At 70.6% G+C, this 13,916-nt stretch carries 21 protein-coding genes; 13 read left to right on the forward strand and 8 right to left on the reverse strand.

Features of this window, described 5'->3' with window-relative positions; genetic code table 11:
* Positions 1–9: 9 nt before the first annotated feature.
* Genes AC3AOF_RS29545 through AC3AOF_RS29555 form a run of 3 tightly spaced genes read right to left on the reverse strand, consistent with a single transcriptional unit; the run spans position 10 to position 1,402 of the window.
* The gene (locus AC3AOF_RS29545; protein WP_488347281.1) at positions 10–546 is read right to left on the reverse strand and encodes a hypothetical protein; all 537 of its coding nucleotides are present in this window, start codon (positions 544–546) and stop codon (positions 10–12) included.
* Complete coding sequence (locus AC3AOF_RS29550; protein WP_488347282.1) at positions 543–1,055, reverse strand: GcrA family cell cycle regulator; 513 nt, start codon at positions 1,053–1,055, stop codon at positions 543–545. The genes AC3AOF_RS29545 and AC3AOF_RS29550 overlap by 4 nt, the downstream gene beginning before the upstream one ends.
* Positions 1,056–1,108: 53 nt before the next feature.
* Positions 1,109–1,402, reverse strand: coding sequence for a hypothetical protein (locus AC3AOF_RS29555; RefSeq protein ID WP_488347283.1), 294 nt, complete (start codon positions 1,400–1,402; stop codon positions 1,109–1,111).
* A gap of 246 nt (positions 1,403–1,648) precedes the next feature.
* Between AC3AOF_RS29555 and AC3AOF_RS29560 the strand changes: the two genes are divergently transcribed.
* The 3 genes from AC3AOF_RS29560 (at position 1,649) to AC3AOF_RS29570 (ending at position 3,468) form a co-directional block, all read left to right on the forward strand.
* Positions 1,649–2,068, forward strand: a complete 420-nt coding sequence (locus AC3AOF_RS29560; protein ID WP_488347284.1) for a hypothetical protein — start codon at positions 1,649–1,651, stop codon at positions 2,066–2,068.
* A gap of 72 nt (positions 2,069–2,140) precedes the next feature.
* Positions 2,141–2,509: a hypothetical protein gene (locus AC3AOF_RS29565; RefSeq protein ID WP_488347285.1), complete on the forward strand. Its 369-nt coding sequence runs from the start codon at positions 2,141–2,143 to the stop codon at positions 2,507–2,509.
* A 47-nt stretch (positions 2,510–2,556) separates the two neighbouring features.
* The gene (locus AC3AOF_RS29570) at positions 2,557–3,468 is read left to right on the forward strand and encodes a hypothetical protein (protein WP_488347286.1); all 912 of its coding nucleotides are present in this window, start codon (positions 2,557–2,559) and stop codon (positions 3,466–3,468) included.
* Positions 3,469–3,548: 80 nt separating this feature from the next.
* Here the strand turns inward: AC3AOF_RS29570 and AC3AOF_RS29575 are convergent, their stop codons facing one another.
* The gene (locus tag AC3AOF_RS29575; protein ID WP_488347287.1) at positions 3,549–3,890 is read right to left on the reverse strand and encodes a hypothetical protein; all 342 of its coding nucleotides are present in this window, start codon (positions 3,888–3,890) and stop codon (positions 3,549–3,551) included.
* A gap of 434 nt (positions 3,891–4,324) precedes the next feature.
* On the opposite strand from AC3AOF_RS29575, the gene AC3AOF_RS29580 reads away from it, so the two are divergent.
* Positions 4,325–4,672 carry a hypothetical protein gene (locus tag AC3AOF_RS29580; protein ID WP_488347288.1) on the forward strand — a complete coding sequence of 116 codons (348 nt, stop codon included), beginning with the start codon at positions 4,325–4,327 and terminating at the stop codon, positions 4,670–4,672.
* Between the two features lie 51 nt (positions 4,673–4,723).
* Entirely contained in the window at positions 4,724–5,350 is a 627-nt protein-coding gene (locus tag AC3AOF_RS29585) for a hypothetical protein (protein ID WP_488347289.1), read from the forward strand.
* Here AC3AOF_RS29585 and AC3AOF_RS29590 read toward each other — a convergent pair.
* Together AC3AOF_RS29590 and AC3AOF_RS29595 are read right to left on the reverse strand one after the other, a co-directional pair.
* Positions 5,338–5,799 (reverse strand): hypothetical protein, encoded by a 462-nt coding sequence (locus AC3AOF_RS29590; RefSeq protein ID WP_488347290.1) that lies wholly within the window; start codon positions 5,797–5,799, stop codon positions 5,338–5,340. The genes AC3AOF_RS29585 and AC3AOF_RS29590 overlap by 13 nt on opposite strands.
* Before the next feature lie 105 nt (positions 5,800–5,904).
* Positions 5,905–6,441, reverse strand: coding sequence for a hypothetical protein (locus AC3AOF_RS29595; RefSeq protein ID WP_488347291.1), 537 nt, complete (start codon positions 6,439–6,441; stop codon positions 5,905–5,907).
* A 377-nt stretch (positions 6,442–6,818) separates the two neighbouring features.
* Between AC3AOF_RS29595 and AC3AOF_RS29600 the strand changes: the two genes are divergently transcribed.
* A complete protein-coding gene (locus AC3AOF_RS29600) occupies positions 6,819–7,454 on the forward strand; it encodes a hypothetical protein (RefSeq protein WP_488347292.1) in 636 nt (211 codons plus the stop codon).
* Between the two features lie 226 nt (positions 7,455–7,680).
* On the forward strand, positions 7,681–7,854 hold the full coding sequence (locus AC3AOF_RS29605) for a hypothetical protein (protein ID WP_488347293.1): 174 nt from the start codon (positions 7,681–7,683) through the stop codon (positions 7,852–7,854).
* A gap of 60 nt (positions 7,855–7,914) precedes the next feature.
* Here the strand turns inward: AC3AOF_RS29605 and AC3AOF_RS29610 are convergent, their stop codons facing one another.
* Together AC3AOF_RS29610 and AC3AOF_RS29615 are read right to left on the reverse strand one after the other, a co-directional pair.
* Positions 7,915–8,400 carry a S49 family peptidase gene (locus AC3AOF_RS29610; protein ID WP_488347294.1) on the reverse strand — a complete coding sequence of 162 codons (486 nt, stop codon included), beginning with the start codon at positions 8,398–8,400 and terminating at the stop codon, positions 7,915–7,917.
* Entirely contained in the window at positions 8,401–8,838 is a 438-nt protein-coding gene (locus AC3AOF_RS29615; RefSeq protein WP_488347295.1) for a hypothetical protein, read from the reverse strand.
* Positions 8,839–9,248: 410 nt separating this feature from the next.
* On the opposite strand from AC3AOF_RS29615, the gene AC3AOF_RS29620 reads away from it, so the two are divergent.
* From AC3AOF_RS29620 to AC3AOF_RS29645, 6 genes are all read left to right on the forward strand, one after another.
* Positions 9,249–11,324: a hypothetical protein gene (locus AC3AOF_RS29620; RefSeq protein ID WP_488347296.1), complete on the forward strand. Its 2,076-nt coding sequence runs from the start codon at positions 9,249–9,251 to the stop codon at positions 11,322–11,324.
* A 229-nt stretch (positions 11,325–11,553) separates the two neighbouring features.
* Positions 11,554–11,685: a hypothetical protein gene (locus AC3AOF_RS29625; protein ID WP_488347297.1), complete on the forward strand. Its 132-nt coding sequence runs from the start codon at positions 11,554–11,556 to the stop codon at positions 11,683–11,685.
* A 250-nt stretch (positions 11,686–11,935) separates the two neighbouring features.
* Positions 11,936–12,775, forward strand: coding sequence for a glycoside hydrolase family 108 protein (locus AC3AOF_RS29630; protein WP_488347298.1), 840 nt, complete (start codon positions 11,936–11,938; stop codon positions 12,773–12,775).
* On the forward strand, positions 12,772–12,972 hold the full coding sequence (locus AC3AOF_RS29635; protein ID WP_488347299.1) for a hypothetical protein: 201 nt from the start codon (positions 12,772–12,774) through the stop codon (positions 12,970–12,972). Before AC3AOF_RS29630 ends, AC3AOF_RS29635 begins: the two co-directional genes overlap by 4 nt.
* Positions 12,969–13,283 carry a hypothetical protein gene (locus AC3AOF_RS29640; protein ID WP_488347300.1) on the forward strand — a complete coding sequence of 105 codons (315 nt, stop codon included), beginning with the start codon at positions 12,969–12,971 and terminating at the stop codon, positions 13,281–13,283. The genes AC3AOF_RS29635 and AC3AOF_RS29640 overlap by 4 nt, the downstream gene beginning before the upstream one ends.
* Positions 13,280–13,492, forward strand: a complete 213-nt coding sequence (locus tag AC3AOF_RS29645; protein WP_488347301.1) for a hypothetical protein — start codon at positions 13,280–13,282, stop codon at positions 13,490–13,492. The genes AC3AOF_RS29640 and AC3AOF_RS29645 overlap by 4 nt, the downstream gene beginning before the upstream one ends.
* Positions 13,493–13,916 lie beyond the last annotated feature (424 nt).

A 13,916-nucleotide genomic window follows, 5' to 3' on the forward strand; every position in this document is an offset into this window, starting at 1 on the left:
CGGGGCCTCCTAGAACGGGACATCTTCGTCGAGGGACGGCGGGTTCGCGCAGACCGTGCACCGGATCTGCCGCTCGTCCTCCCATCCGCAGCCGCCGCGGCGGGCGTCAGCCTCCGAGCAGCCGCACGACCGGCAGACAGGCCCGAGATCGGCGGGGATCTTCCAGGCCGTCCCGCGCAGCGCGGCGAGCACAGTCTCCGGCACTGGCGCACTGCCGAGCTCGTCGAGGCAGGCGTGATAGTGCGCGGCGTAGGCCCGCGATGCGGCGGGCGCGGTGTTCTCGGCCCGGGCCGCCATCTCCCCAGAGACGAGGACGCCGAGCCCGAGGATCCCGATCGCCCCCCGCTCCTCGTCGGACAGCCCGCGCCAGAGCGCGGCCAGGTCAAGGCGCTCCTCCGCGATCTCGCGGTGGGGATGCTCCGGCACCGGCAGGCCGTCCGCGCGCAGGGGCTCCTCGATAGCGTGCCAGGACGCGTCGTACCGCTCGCTCTCCTCCCGCATGCGGTCCCAGTCCACCGGACCGTCGTCGAAACCGATGCTGCTCATGCGGCCCTCCGGAGGCGGGAGTACGGGATGAAGGCGGACGGCCGGGGAGCGGTCCCGCTGACGCAGATCGCGCGATGCGCCTCGCACCACGGCGAGCCCGAGACGGCGGGGTGCCCACAGCACGTGGCCTGGCCGCCCTTCGGGTCGTCGGCGATGTACCTGCACTGTCCGTCGCGGACGTCCGTCAGGGGGATCTGCAGGGAGACGGGCAGGCCCGTCGCAGAGGCGGCCTCGATCCTCGGGCGCGGGGGCGCCTTGGGCTTTGGGGCGGCTTTCGGCTGAGCGGCCTTCGGCGGGCGGGGCGGCTTCGGCGGGAGGCCCTCGCGGGCGGCGCGGCGGGCTTCGTTCTGGCGCGCGTTCCGGGCGATCCGGGAGGCGCTCGCCGCCGCGGGGCGCTTCCAGCCGGCGTTCGCCAAACCGGCGCGATAGGCGATCCCGATCACGGCGCTCTTCGAGGCGGAGACGCCGTATTCCTCGGCGATGACGCCGGCGATCTCGGATGCCCGCATCGTGCGGCTCAGCCACAGTTCGCACACGCGGGCTTTCGCAAGGGCAGGCCAGGTCACCGGGCCGCCCCCCGCATCACGAGAGCGCTCTCCACTCCCACGGAACGCCGGAGCATCGCCGTCGGCGGGCGGCGGCCGCTGAGCGCGCTGGACAGGTCGCCTTGGCTGATGCCGACGCGGTCGGCGTAAGCGCGCTGGGACCCGGCCGCGGCGACGGCGGCGCGGAGGAGACGGAGCACGGTCGCGTCGTCGACGACGATGGCGACCGCGGGCGGCGCCGGCGGGGGCGCCGGGGTGTCGGGAAGGCGCGCGGGATCGACCGCGCAGCCGGGGGCGCTCGAAGAAGCCACTGAAGTCTCCATCGGGGGGCGGCCGAATTCGGCCTTGACATAAGGAATAGGCAGCCGATTGCGCTTTGCAATAGGGCCAAGAGGGCTACAATGCGAATAATCGCGTCGATCCGAAAGTTTCCAGGAAGCCTGGGACGATCGAGCCCGTGAACAACGTTTACGGAGCGACCTTTTTCAAGAATCTTCACGCAAGCCGTATCGTGAAGATTCTTGAAAAAGGACTCCGTTAACCCTCTAGAGACCCCCATGTTGCCGACCACGCCGCCCTTCGACTTCGGCGCCGCCTTCTCGCCGAGCAGCGACCGCAACGACCGCAAGGGCACGGAGACGCCGATCTGGATCGCCGCCCCGACGGAGCTCTCGGCGAAAGCCGGCAGGCTCTTTAAGAGGGATCTCGCCCGCGCCGGCTTCCGGCCCGGCATCTACGTCCGCCTCCCCGGCGCGACGGGGCTCACCCTCCACGACGTCTGGTGGCCCTCCGATTGCCGGGCGACCGCAGAAGAGCTGGCCGACCTCGGCGCCCGCGTCGCGGGGATCCCGGAGGAGGAAGAGCGCGCCCGTGCGCGTGCGGCGGCCGCGGTTGCGGAGGCGAACGCCGCCCGTGCCGAGCGAGGGCGGGCCGGCGCGGCGCGGCTCGCCGGCATCGTGCAGAGCTCGCCCTGGTAGCTCGGCCGGCTGGCCTCCGAGGCCGCCCGGATCCTCGAAGAGCCTCTTACCGATTCGGCGGCGTCGAGGATCGTGGCGCTCCTCGCGACCGCGGACCGGGCGGTCGCGAATGCCGAAGCGCGCCTTCGACGCATCGCGCCCCGCGATTGGAGGGCTCTCGCCGCGGATCCGGACGTCCGGCAGGCGGCGCTGGAGGGGTGCGTCTTTTTGTCCGAGCGCGACGCCGACCGCGCGACGAAGCGGAACGATCGCGGCTGGGGGGCGGACGACACTGGCGTCGGGCACACGCTCGCCGGCCGGGAGAGCCTCACGCCAGCCGAGGCTGCCCACGCGCTCGCGCTGCTGTCCGTGCATCGCCGCCAACTGCCGCCGGCCCTCCTCGCCCGGCTGGCCGGTGACGCGCCGGCGGCAGCGCCTGCCCAAGCCGCCCTTGCACTCTGAGTTGCTGGCCGCGCTGCTTTACTGACCACGGGAACGGGAGAATGGACATGAAGACGGGGTTGCTGTCGACGACGAAGGCGCCGGCCGAGGTGGAGGTGCCGGACGCGGAGAAGCTGAAGGCATGGCGGGAGCTGGCGATGGCCCTGGTGCGGCTGTTCCGGCAGGCCTGGGCCTTCCTCTTTGGCGGCTCAGTCAACGAACTCGCCGGCGACGTGCGGGCAGCCAAGCGCTTCGCCGGGCGGGCGGCCGACGCGGGCGGGCATGCTCTGGTCGGCGCGGGGCATGCACTCGATGCGGGCCTTCGCCTGACGCACGGGGCGGCGCGCGTCACGGGCCAGATCCTCGGAGCCCTCGTGCCGCGCGCGGCTCCCGGGCCTCTCGACGTCGCGGCGGCCGTGAGCTCGCACGACAACGAGGAGGCGCGGGCCAGTGCCGACCTGCGGGCGGACGTCAGGGCGGAGCTCGCCGCGACGCCAGCCCCCGTCCCGGTCCCCATGCCCGAGCCGGCGCCCCGCCCGGCCTTGTCTCCGGTGGAGACCGTCGCGGCAGTGCACGACGCCGTGCGGCGGATGCAGGCCGGCGACCTGTCCGCGCAGGCGTCCCTCGCGCGGCTGCCGGCCCAGGTCGAGCGGTGGCTGTGCACGCTCGGCGAGGCGGACGCCCGGCGCCTGATGGCTCTGCCGAACGGGGACCTGTACCGCCACGTCGCTGGGGTCGCGAACGTGCCGGGCTTGCCGCCGGTGGCGGGCGCCTCGACGGACTGGCGCCTCTCCGACGCTGACATGGCGCGGCTCGTCAAGCGCTCGATGGCGACGATGCGATCCGACGAGGCGGAGATCGCCTCTATGGCGGGGCGACCCGGCGCCGGCCCGCGCCCCCGGCTCCCCACGGAGCCCGTCTACGACGAGGACGCCGAGCGGATCCTCCGGGCGGGGACCCCCTCGGGCCGGGCCTACTGAGCCCGCAGCCACCGCACCAAGAAGAAGGCCCGCCCGGGCGACCGGGCGGGCCTTTTCATTTCAGGAATCCCGCATTTGACTCAGCGAGCGCCGGCTTGCCGAAGGGCAGCGGTCACGCGCTGGCTGTAGGCCTGCTCCTGCGCCAGGGCGGCCCGCTCCTCGGCGAGCGCGGCCTGCGCGGTCGCGAGCTCCCGGCGGGTCCGGGCGAGCTCGGCCGCGAGGTCGCGGGCGGCACACAGGGCCTCCTGCTCGGACGCGCGCACGATGGCGAGGCGGTCGGCGAGGCTGGCATTGGCGATCGCGCGCTCGGCCCGGCGCATCGCGACGCTGTCCGCCACGGCATCGACGATCCCACCGAGGAGGAGGCCGCCCGTCACGATCCTGGAGGCGCTGCTCAGTGCTACATGGCTCGTGGCGCTCATCGGGGCTCTCTCCTAGCGGCTCGATCTCTCCCGTATATAGAGCGCCTGGCCGGGACCCGGGGTCAACGCCGTCTGGCTAGGTTATCCCTGGGCTCGATGCGGAAATCTCGTCCTGGCTGTCGATTTCCTCTTGTGCCTTGCCCTGTGCGCCCGAATTGGACCGCCGTGCGCCTCTATTGGCCTTTCCATCCTCTTACCGGAAATCCTCGAATTCGCGTTACCTTCGGCCTTCGTATGGGCGAGCCAAAATCGATAGGTCCGTCACTCTCCCCGTTACTCCTAGACAGTGTAACGAGGATTTCGAAATTCGTACGCCAGGATTCCTGCGGATGGACGGGCGCGCCCGAGGGGGGCGGCGGGCGCGGGGGCATGGTGGCTTGCGTACGTATGGGCTCAACTGGGCGTACGAACGCATACGTACGCTGGGTGAGCCCGTGAACATCCCGATCCCGACCACCGCCGCCGAGACCGAGGAGCCCCCGCGCCGCACGCCGGCCCAGCGCGCAGCGGAATGGCGCGCCCGCCGTGAGGAGGAAGCCGCGGAGCTCCGGCGCCGGGCGGCCCTCGATGCGGCGATCGTCGATGCGCTTCTCGTCGAGCTGGCCGAGCGGGACGATGCCAATCGCCGCGCCGGGATCGAGGGCCCCGCCAGGATCGGCATGCGCGAGGTGATAGCGGCGGTCCTGCGCCGGGGCGAGCCCGTGATCCCGCGGCAGGAGATGGCCAGGCAGCTGCACGCTCGCCTTGCGCCCGGGCGGCCCAACCCATACGCGGCGGCCTGACCACCCCCGGCGTGTGTTGGAGGTTGCGCACCGGCGGCGCAGCCTTCCCTCATGAAGTTGGAAATCGAATTCGACGTCCGCGCTTTCGAGGCCGCTGCCGAGGCAGTCGTCTCCACCGCGGTCGGCCCCGCCATGGTGGACGCCCTCAACGCGGCAGCCGAGGCCGGCCGGCTCGCGGTCGTCGAGGCCATGCCCGCCTACATCGACCGACCGACCCCGTTCACGACGCTGGGCGTCGGCACGTTCCCGGCGGTCGTCGATCCCGCAGGACTGCGCGACCCGGCGGCCCTCGTCCGGATCAAGCCGGACCAGGCCGCCTACCTCCAGTACGAAATCCTCGGCGGAACCCGGGGCCCGGGCGATTACGCGACCACCGCGCTGGGCCCCCTCGTACCCGGGCCCGACGCGCAGCTCGACGCCTACGGGAACATGCCCCGCCACTATGTCGACGATGAGATCGCGGACGGCGCCGCCTGGGTCAGCCTCAAGCCGGGCGAGCCGCCGGCCCTCGTGAGGAGGACCGGCGGGCGCCTGGAGGTCCTCGCCATGATCGTGCACGAGATCCACTACGACGTCGCGCGGCTCCCCTTCTACGACCTGGTCACCGGCGCGGCGACGGCCGCATTCCCGGCCGCCTTCGACGCGGCGCTCGCCGCCCGGCTGGCTCAGGTCAGGTAGAGCGGCTGCAGATTAGGCGCGCCCGGCAGCGTCGGGAATTGCCCCTGAACGGTGCAGGGGGTCCACGTCGCTCCGCCGTCTTTCGAGTAGGCCAGCGGCTTCGCCCCATCGTTCGAGGCCGCGATCAAGGCGCCGTCGCTCGGCAGGGCGAACGGGAAATTGTTGGTCGCGCCGTCGGGCCGGTTGGCTGTGGCGCCCAGCACCGGGTTGGCGAGCGCCCATTTGTAGAGCCCGGGAAGGCCGCTGCCTTTCGTCCCGTAGAGATAGTCGCCGAGGATCGCCGTCGGCCATGGGCGCAGCGGGGCCTCGGTGTTAGTCGGGAAGTCGGCGATGTAGAGCGACGTCATATCGTTGCCCGATCGCTTGTAGAAATTGCTCGTCGCATTGCGGCGCCACGCCTGGACGACCGTGCGGGTCCGCTTCTGCAGCCCGAGCGCCTTCACCGTCACGGCGCCTGTGCGGTCGATCAGGATGAGAACTTGGTCGTTGATGACGTCGCGGGTGACGTTGTAGCCGAGGTACTGCGCTCCCCCGCCGTTCTGCGGCGGGCGCGGTCAAGCGACGCCCATGTTCTTGGCAGCGGCCAGCCACGGATCCTCGGGCTCGGCCTTCCCGCCGGCGCCGGTGCCGAGCTTCGGGTTCGGGGCGGAGGCCTCCATCGCCTTGCGGAAGGCGCCGGCCTTCGGGGACTCGGTGGCCTCGCGCGGCGCCGGGGCGTCGGAGGCCTCGGTGTCCACGTCCTCCAGGGCCGCGAGCATGACGGCCTCGGCGTCCTCGGCCGACAGGTCGGTGTCGTAGGCCAGGTGGTCGGCGAGCTTGGGCAGCATGGTGGCCGACGCGGAGCCGGTGATCGCCTTCATGCGGGCCTTCTCGGGCGAGAGCGCCTTCACGGGGGCGGCGGCCGCGGCGGCCTTCTTCCCGTCCTTCTTCGGGGGCGTGACGCCCTCGCCGTCGTCCTCGTCGTTGTCGGAGGCCTCGTTGTCCTCCTCCTTGCCGTCGGCGCCCTTCTTGCCCTTCATCTTCTCCTCCTCGGTCTGGTCCGAGGCGGTGCGGGGCGCGGCCAGCTTGGCGCGGAGACGGGCGGTCGACATGGGCAACTCCGGGGTGCGGGGAGCCCCGGTGGGGGCCCGAATTCCTGCTGTCCCGGGGAGGCTCCCTCCCGCCCGTGCAACCTCCAACACATGCCCACAGGGATTTTTCGGGGGCCCGGGTGCAGCGGGCTGCTGGCTGGCAGCCGCACCCGGGCGGCGCCCCCGGCCGCGCCGGCCGCAACCGGGCCGCGCCGCGTTTAGGACCCGCTAGACCCGGGCCTGGCCCCCGCCGCGCTGGCCGCAGCCGGGCCGCGCGGGCGCATTTTTAACGCCTCAGGATTCCTGCGCCTTGGAAATTACCGGCGCCGGTAACTCGGGTGGGGACGAGCCGACGTTTAGGCTTGCTCTTTATACCGCGGTGTGGCTCTATAGGCCGCATGGACGCCCTCGAAGCCCTCATCGCCGCGAAGCGCAAGGACATCGTCGACGTGGAGGCGCAGATCGCCAGCCACGAGACGGCGATCACGCGACTGCGCGACGGCTTGAAGCTCGCACACGTCGAGCTTGCCGCTTTTGAGAAGGCCGCGCGGCTCCGTCCGACCGGTAAGCCCAACCTCAACGAAAGCGCTTCGGACCATGCCGGCGGAAAAAAGCGCGGCCGTCAGCCGGGCAGCATCTCGTTCCCTTGGCGTAAGGCCCTAGGCTCTCTCTATGGCCTTGGCGAGCGCTTCCACTACGAACTTATGCTGACTGCCGCGCATCAGAGCAATATCAACACCACCCTCTCATCGATCCGCGATCGCGCCCGGCTTTACGTCGAGCAGGGCCTGCTTGAGGGATCGTCGGAGGAAGGATTCCTCGTCACGAAGAACGCCGTCGAGAGGTTCGGTTTCGACCGGATACCTTCCGAAAACTTTAGCGCGCCTAACGTGAACGAGGATATCGAGGAAGAGGAGGATGAAGGCGAAAACGAAGGTAGCGCCGCGAGCGAACCCGAAGTCGACGCTTTTGACGCTTTGCTCAAGTTTGTGACGAAGCAGGCACCTGAGCAAAACTCCTCGGACGACAACTAGGATAGGAGCAGGCTCATGACCAACACTTCGGCGGCCTGGTCCGACCAGTCGAAGTAGACGGAGCCGGGCGTTCCACCGTCCGGCTCCGTCAGGACCGTCAACCAAGCCGCTCCCGGGTGGGGAGCCGTGGCTTAAGTGAACGGCGCCGCACGCCAACAGTCTCACTTCTGGCCGCAGTTTTCAACCCGGGAGCCCCTTAATCCTGATATCCACAGGAGGGCTCGCCATGCGCGGCCGCTTCCCCTGCACGTTCCAGAAGGCGTGCAACGTTCTCTATGCCGTCGATGTCCTGGGTCTCACTCAGACCGAGGCGGCGATCATCATGCACCTCAACGTCGGCACGGTGTGCCACGTCGTCCACAAGCGCCGCTTCCCTCACGCTTACCCCGTGAGATACTAAGCGGCGAACAGGACTTCGGGGGTCGGAGCGGGAAACCGCCCCGGCCCCCTCGCACGTCGTTTAGACTGCGGACAGCACGCCTTCCCTCTCGCCCTGTTCCTCATCCGGGACGAGCGCGGAAAAGACCTCCTCGAACGTCGCGATCTCGTCCGCCAGCCCGGCATCGACGGCATGCTGCCCGATGAGCACGGCGCCCTGTCCGCACGCCGGGCTCGCGACATGGTCGACGCTCAGGCCCCGGTACCGGGCGACCTCCTCAATGAAGATCTGCGCGGTGTTGTCGGCCACCCGCTGGATCGCGGCGCGGCCGGCGTCCGTCGCCGCGTCGGGGCGCTTGCCGGGCGTCTGGGACGAGATGATCTCCCAGGTCTTGATCCCCTGCTTGGCCTGCTGCTCGCGGTTGTCGACGATCGAGCAGCAGCAACCGAGCGAGCCGATCCCGGCGGTGGGCGTGGCCGCGACGTGCGAGGCGGCGCTCACGAGCCACAGGGCCGCGCTGCAGGCGTCCCCCGAGACGTAGGCCACGACCGGCAGGATCTTCGACACCTACCGGATCATGCTCGCGGTCTCCGAGCATCCAGTGACCTGTCCGCCGGGGCTGTCGACATCGAGCAGCACCGCGGTCAGGGCGCCGTAGCTGACGGCCGCCGCGAGGTCGTTGCGGATCCGCTCGTAGGATGTGATCCCGCACAGGTCCTCCAGCCAGGATGCCTTCGCGATAAGGGGCCCGTAGACCGGCACCACCGCCACGCCCTCGCGGACGAAGGCGGCCCCGACGTCGCGCAGGTACTCGTCTCCCTCCTGGAGCGCGTCCCGCTTGGGCTCGTCACCATCCGAGGACGCGGGGGCCTGGCCGTCCGTGGCGCGCTGCTCGGCCTTGCGGGCGAGCGCCTCGAAGGACGGCGTCTGCCGGGCGGCGAGAGCGACTAGCGTGTCGAGGCCTCCCTGTGTGATGGCCCACGGCTTGTCCGTGAGCGCGGTCATGATGCGAGCGAGCTCACGCGCCATCGCGCTTCCCCTTCGGCCCCATCCTGGCTCGTTGCAAGGCTTCAACCGGGATCGCGCCCGATGGCGTGTAAAAGTGCACCGCTATTCGTGTAAACTTGCAACGGAAGGCGCGCTAGGTCCGGGCTTGATCCCACCCCGTTCCCCTAGGGCGAACGGGTCAGTTGGGCCGGTTTCCCGGCCGATGCGCGGTTGCAATACTAACAGACACCGACACCGCTCTCCCCCGGCCATGGGCCGTCAGGGCCGCTCCAGGCCCGTCTCGGGCCGGTCGGCCCTGAGATTTAGTATTAGGGCTCGGAAATCGGCGCCACGGACACGCTCCGCCCTCTTGTAGAACGCCAGCTGGGGCGTACACTCCCGTTGAAGCTTTACAAACGGGCGCCCCGATGAGCACCGCCGCCAACGCCAGACCCGCCGAGTCCCGTCGCCGGGCGCCCTTCGTCGCTGGCGTCCGGGGCGACCTCGTCGCCGCACTGGCGTCGCCGGAGGACTTCCTGGCGATCGCCCCGTCGGTCCCGCGATCGGTCATGTGGCTCCGGGACGGGACGCTGGCCCGGTCCGACGTCACCGCCCGCGACGTGGCGTTGCTGGAGACGCTCCTCGCCCTGACCGCCGCGTCGACTGGGGCGGAGACCGAGGACAGCATCCGCGCCGCGCGGCAGTGTACGGTCGAGAGGGCGCTGACGGTCCTGTCCGTGGGCGGCAGCCCGGCGCAGCCCCGCGAGCTTGTTGCCAGTCTCGCCCGCCTGTTCGGTCGCGAGCCGGACCCCCTCAAGCGCGACGCCAGCTTCACATTCCACGTCCCCGCCTGGACCGTCCCGCTCCAGCAGCCCGGCACGCGCTACGCCCATCTGGACCTCGCCGTCCTCGCCCGGTTCCGGCGCCGCGCCTCCACGCTCCTCTATCGGGACATCCTCGCCCACGTTGCGTCGGAGAAGCTCCGGTACGAGCCGGGCGCGTCGGCATTCACAATCGCCTACGCGCCGGAGAAACTCGCCAACATCCTCGGCATGCCCGAACCTCATCACGTCGGGCAGCTGCGCCTCCGGTACGTGGATCCGGCCATCGCCGAGATCCGCGAGCACGTGCGCGCGTTCGAGCTCCTCGACGTCTCGGCCCATCACGAGGCCCGTCGTCGCGCCGGTGAGCTCGTCCGCGGCGAGGACGGACAGCTAGTGGATGCCCGGGCGGTCGCCGTCATCGTGCTGACCATCCGCCTGCGCCCGCCCCAGCGCCTTGAGACGACCGCGGCCCGCGCCATCGGCGAGGAAAATTTCGCCTTCCTCCGCGAGCGCATGGACGCGCCCCCGTTCGCGATCCGGCCTGAGACGCTTGTGCGGCTCGGCAGCACGCTTCCCTCCACGATCCTCACCAGGAAGGTGCGCGGCGGCGCCCAACCGCTGCTCTCTTCCGAGATGCAGACCCGATACCTCTACTGGCTCGCCGCGATCCATGAGGCCCTGACCGGCGAGGCGATCACCGAGGCTCATGAGACCGCTCCGCTGCGCGGCCAGCGGCTCCTCGACGCCATCGCGCGCGACGGGGCCGACCGGGCGTTCTGGGCCTTCTCGATGGCCGAGGCAGAGGCGCCAGATATCGCGCCGGCACTGGAGGGCCCTTCCAAGGCGAGGCTGCGCGTGGCGATCGAGGCCTCGCGCAAGGCTCGGGCGGACGCGGCGAGGAAAGCGGCGGCGAAGGAACGCCGGCAGGCCGTGCGCGAGGCGCGCGCGGATGGCACCATTCCGGCGCCCGTCCCAAAACGGGAATCCACCGATTCGCGTGAGAAACCTGTGATCAAGGAAGCCGCCCCCGCGCCCGTGCCGCCCCCGGCCCCCCAGCCCGCCCCGGTTGGAGAGGATGCCGTCGCCCGCGCCATGGCGATCCTGGCGACGCCCGAAGCCCGCAAAGAGGCGAAGGCGCTCGGCTGGCATTGGCAGTTCGCCGTGGATTTCCCGTTTGCCAACACGGCGCGGATGGCCAAGCAGTTTTTGAAGGTCGATTTCAAGAGCCGGTTTCCGTTGCTCTGCGAGGCTGATGTCCTTCTTGGAAGGCCATACGGAAACAGCATCGTTCTCCTGGCTAAGATCTTCGGCGTCACTAAGGAGAACTTTAACGAAGATGGCGTGCCGGAGGCGCCGAAGCATCTCGACGCAGGCCTCGCTGAGGCAGCGACGCTCGTCCTCGGGAAGGGGTTCGCGTTTCTGGTCGAAGGGCAGAAGCTCGACGTTTTAGTGGAGGACCTCGCCAGCAAGCGCGAGTGGATGATCTCTCGGAGGAAGGAGGCGTACGAAAAGTGGCGAGCGCAGGAGGCCGCCAAGGCCAAGGCGGCCGCTCAGGCGCGGGCGACACGCCCCTCGTTCCGCGAGCGATACGATAACGCCTCCACGTTCCACGGCTATCCCCGCACGATCGCGTTGGCCCCGACGGGCGCCCCCGGCCGGCCCGGGGCCGAGGAGGATTGACTTCCCTCGCGCGGGACGCCGGGAACCGAACTAGGCCGGGCGCATTAGTTCGCTCGGCCTAGCCATGCCTAGACACTGACAAGATCAGTGGCACCCTGATTTCTCGCGGCGAGCAAAAAACGATTCGGTGTCTCGCCGGGGGGTCAGCAGGCAGATGAGCGAGCGGGTCAACGGGACGATCGCGGTCTATCCCCAGGGGGATGCGTGGGCGATTAGGATGCGTCCGTACGTGACGGACGAGCTCAACAACGACAAGTCGGACATCCTCGACATGGTCCGCAAGCGGATCAAGGAACGAGGGATCAAGCCGGCCGATATCCGCCGGGCCGGCGTCACGTCGTGGACGCCCGAGAAGCACTAGCGCCTCGACCAGGGCTGCTACTCCATCAGCGTCGAGGTCGCCTACCAGCTCGCGACCGCCGTGGGGCTGAAGCGCACGAAGGCGCTCGCGTTCGCCCCGTGAGCCCCCCGGCATGTGTTGGAAGTTGCACGGCTGGGCCGTCCCCTATCCCGACGCTGCCCCCGGCCACCGGCGACGCCTCACCCCGTCCCCCGCTCGCTTGGACGTCCACCGGATCGCCGGGGGCGGCCCCACATCAGGGGACGCCTCCGTGTCAGCATCGAATTTCCAGGTCGTCATGGCCCTCGTCCTGCAGCACGAGGGCGGGTTCACCATCGACCCTCGCGACCCCGGCAACTGGACCGGCGGGAAGAAGGGCGTCGGCGTCCTCAAGGGCACGAAGTTCGGCATCGCCGCCAACTCGTTCCCTACGCTCGACATCAAGAACATCACGTCCGAGCAGGCGGTCGACATCTACCGCCGGAAGTACGCGCGGCCCGTGCGGTTCGATGACCTGCCCAACGGCGTCGACTACGCCGTGCTCGACCTCGCCATCAACTCCGGCGTCGGCAAGGCCGCCCTCGTCCTGGAGCAGGCCCTCGCCGCCCTCGGGCAACGCCTCAAGGTCGACGGCGTCCTCGACGAGGAGACCCTGGCCGCCGTCCGTGCCGTGCAGCCGTCCGCGCTCATCGACGCGATCAGCGACGCCCGCCTTGCCTACATGAAGCGGCTGAAGAACTGGGCGACGTACGGAAAGGGCTGGACCCGGCGTGTCGGCGAGGTGCGGACCCTCGCGAAGGGCATGATCATGCCCGGCCGGCCGCTCGCCCTCGTCAGCGTCGAGCCAGCCCCGTCCGCCCGCGGCGCCGACGCCGCCAAGGTCGCGCTGACCAAGCTCCGGGGCATCAAGACCGCGACGGTCACGGCCCTCAGCATCATCGGCGAGAAGTCGGCCGACATCCTGGCGCAGATCCAGCCCTTCGCCGACGTCGGCACCATCAGGACCATCTGCACGGTCCTGACGGTGATCTCGGTCGGCTACGGCCTCTACCGGATCGTCCAGGCGAACAGCGCCGAGGCCAAGCCCGTCAACGCCGAGGCCGCCGCGTGACCTGCGCCCTCGCCACCGCGGCGCTCGCCGCCTCCCTGGCCTCGGCCCCGATGTGCCCCCGGGCCGATCGGCAGCCCGTGCCCGGCGAGGTCATGGCGGCGCTGCTGGGCGAGCCTGTCCCCCCGGCCCCGACCCCGTCCGATGTCCGGGCGGCGATCGAGGCCGTCACCCCTCCCGCACGGAGCCACCGCCGGTGAACACCTGGATCCTCCTCACGGGCCTGCCGCTGGCGGCCCTCTGCGCCCTCGTCATGTCACCGTGGGGCGCGCCAGCCCTGGCGCTCCTCGCGAACAGCCGGATCGCCCGCGGGGCCGCGATCGTGGCGGCCGCGGCGTGGGCCCTGTTCGTCGCCCTCGGCCGATCCCGCAAGGCCGGCCGGGACGAGGCCCTCGCCGAGGTCCTCCGCCGCAACGCCGAGGCCCGCGAGGAGCGGGCGCGCATCGACCGGGACGTCGCCTCCCGATCCGACGAAGAGGTCACCCGGCGGCTGGAGAGGTGGTCCCGATGAGACCCGTCGTCCTCGCCGCGGCGGTCGCGGCGTCCCTGTCCCTCGCGGGATGCGTCACCACCGGCGGCAGCCGGGGCGGATCGTTCTGCGAGACCGCCGCGCCGCAGCGCCCCTCCCGGGCGGAGATCCAGGCCATGACGCCCGAGCGGCGCCGGGCGGTGCTGGCCCACAACGAGTTCGGGGCGAAGGCCTGCGGGTGGCGGCAATGAGGTTCATCCGCGTCGTCCCGACCGTCTACACGCCGGCCCGCGACCTCGAATGGCTGGGGGCCTTCATGGCCTTCGCCTTCGGCACCGTGCTGGCCCTGCCGGGCAACACGTTCGCCACCGGCCTCCACCGGCAGCGGTTCGCCGCCATCATGCCCGAAGGGGCGTGGGCAGGCCTGATGATCGCGCTCGCGGTCGTCCGGATGCTGGCGCTCACGATCAATGGGCGCTGGCGCCGGACGCCCCTGCTGCGCGCCATCTGCGCCGTCCTCGGCGCCGCAGTGTGGGGCTACGTCGCGATGCTCATGTATGCGCCGGCGCTCGGCGGATCCAAACCGGGGTCGGCGTCTACACGGTCGCCGCCCTCGCCCACGTCTGGTCAGCCTACCGCTCCGGCCGGGACATCCCCGTCGCCGAGCGCGTCCAT

It is taken from the genome of Methylobacterium sp. 142-1Y (genome assembly GCF_057747795.1).

Coding starts and splice junctions, on each gene's coding strand:
- AC3AOF_RS29595 (WP_488347291.1), bottom strand. CDS start 6,441: ATGTCGACCGCCCGTCTCCGCGCCAAGCTGGCCGCGCCCCGCACCGCC.
- AC3AOF_RS29645 (WP_488347301.1), top strand. CDS start 13,280: ATGAGACCCGTCGTCCTCGCCGCGGCGGTCGCGGCGTCCCTGTCCCTC.
- AC3AOF_RS29585 (WP_488347289.1), top strand. CDS start 4,724: ATGAAGTTGGAAATCGAATTCGACGTCCGCGCTTTCGAGGCCGCTGCC.
- AC3AOF_RS29560 (WP_488347284.1), top strand. CDS start 1,649: ATGTTGCCGACCACGCCGCCCTTCGACTTCGGCGCCGCCTTCTCGCCG.
- AC3AOF_RS29550 (WP_488347282.1), bottom strand. CDS start 1,055: ATGCGGGCATCCGAGATCGCCGGCGTCATCGCCGAGGAATACGGCGTC.
- AC3AOF_RS29600 (WP_488347292.1), top strand. CDS start 6,819: ATGGACGCCCTCGAAGCCCTCATCGCCGCGAAGCGCAAGGACATCGTC.
- AC3AOF_RS29570 (WP_488347286.1), top strand. CDS start 2,557: ATGAAGACGGGGTTGCTGTCGACGACGAAGGCGCCGGCCGAGGTGGAG.
- AC3AOF_RS29575 (WP_488347287.1), bottom strand. CDS start 3,890: ATGAGCGCCACGAGCCATGTAGCACTGAGCAGCGCCTCCAGGATCGTG.
- AC3AOF_RS29615 (WP_488347295.1), bottom strand. CDS start 8,838: ATGACCGCGCTCACGGACAAGCCGTGGGCCATCACACAGGGAGGCCTC.
- AC3AOF_RS29620 (WP_488347296.1), top strand. CDS start 9,249: ATGAGCACCGCCGCCAACGCCAGACCCGCCGAGTCCCGTCGCCGGGCG.
- AC3AOF_RS29605 (WP_488347293.1), top strand. CDS start 7,681: ATGCGCGGCCGCTTCCCCTGCACGTTCCAGAAGGCGTGCAACGTTCTC.
- AC3AOF_RS29545 (WP_488347281.1), bottom strand. CDS start 546: ATGAGCAGCATCGGTTTCGACGACGGTCCGGTGGACTGGGACCGCATG.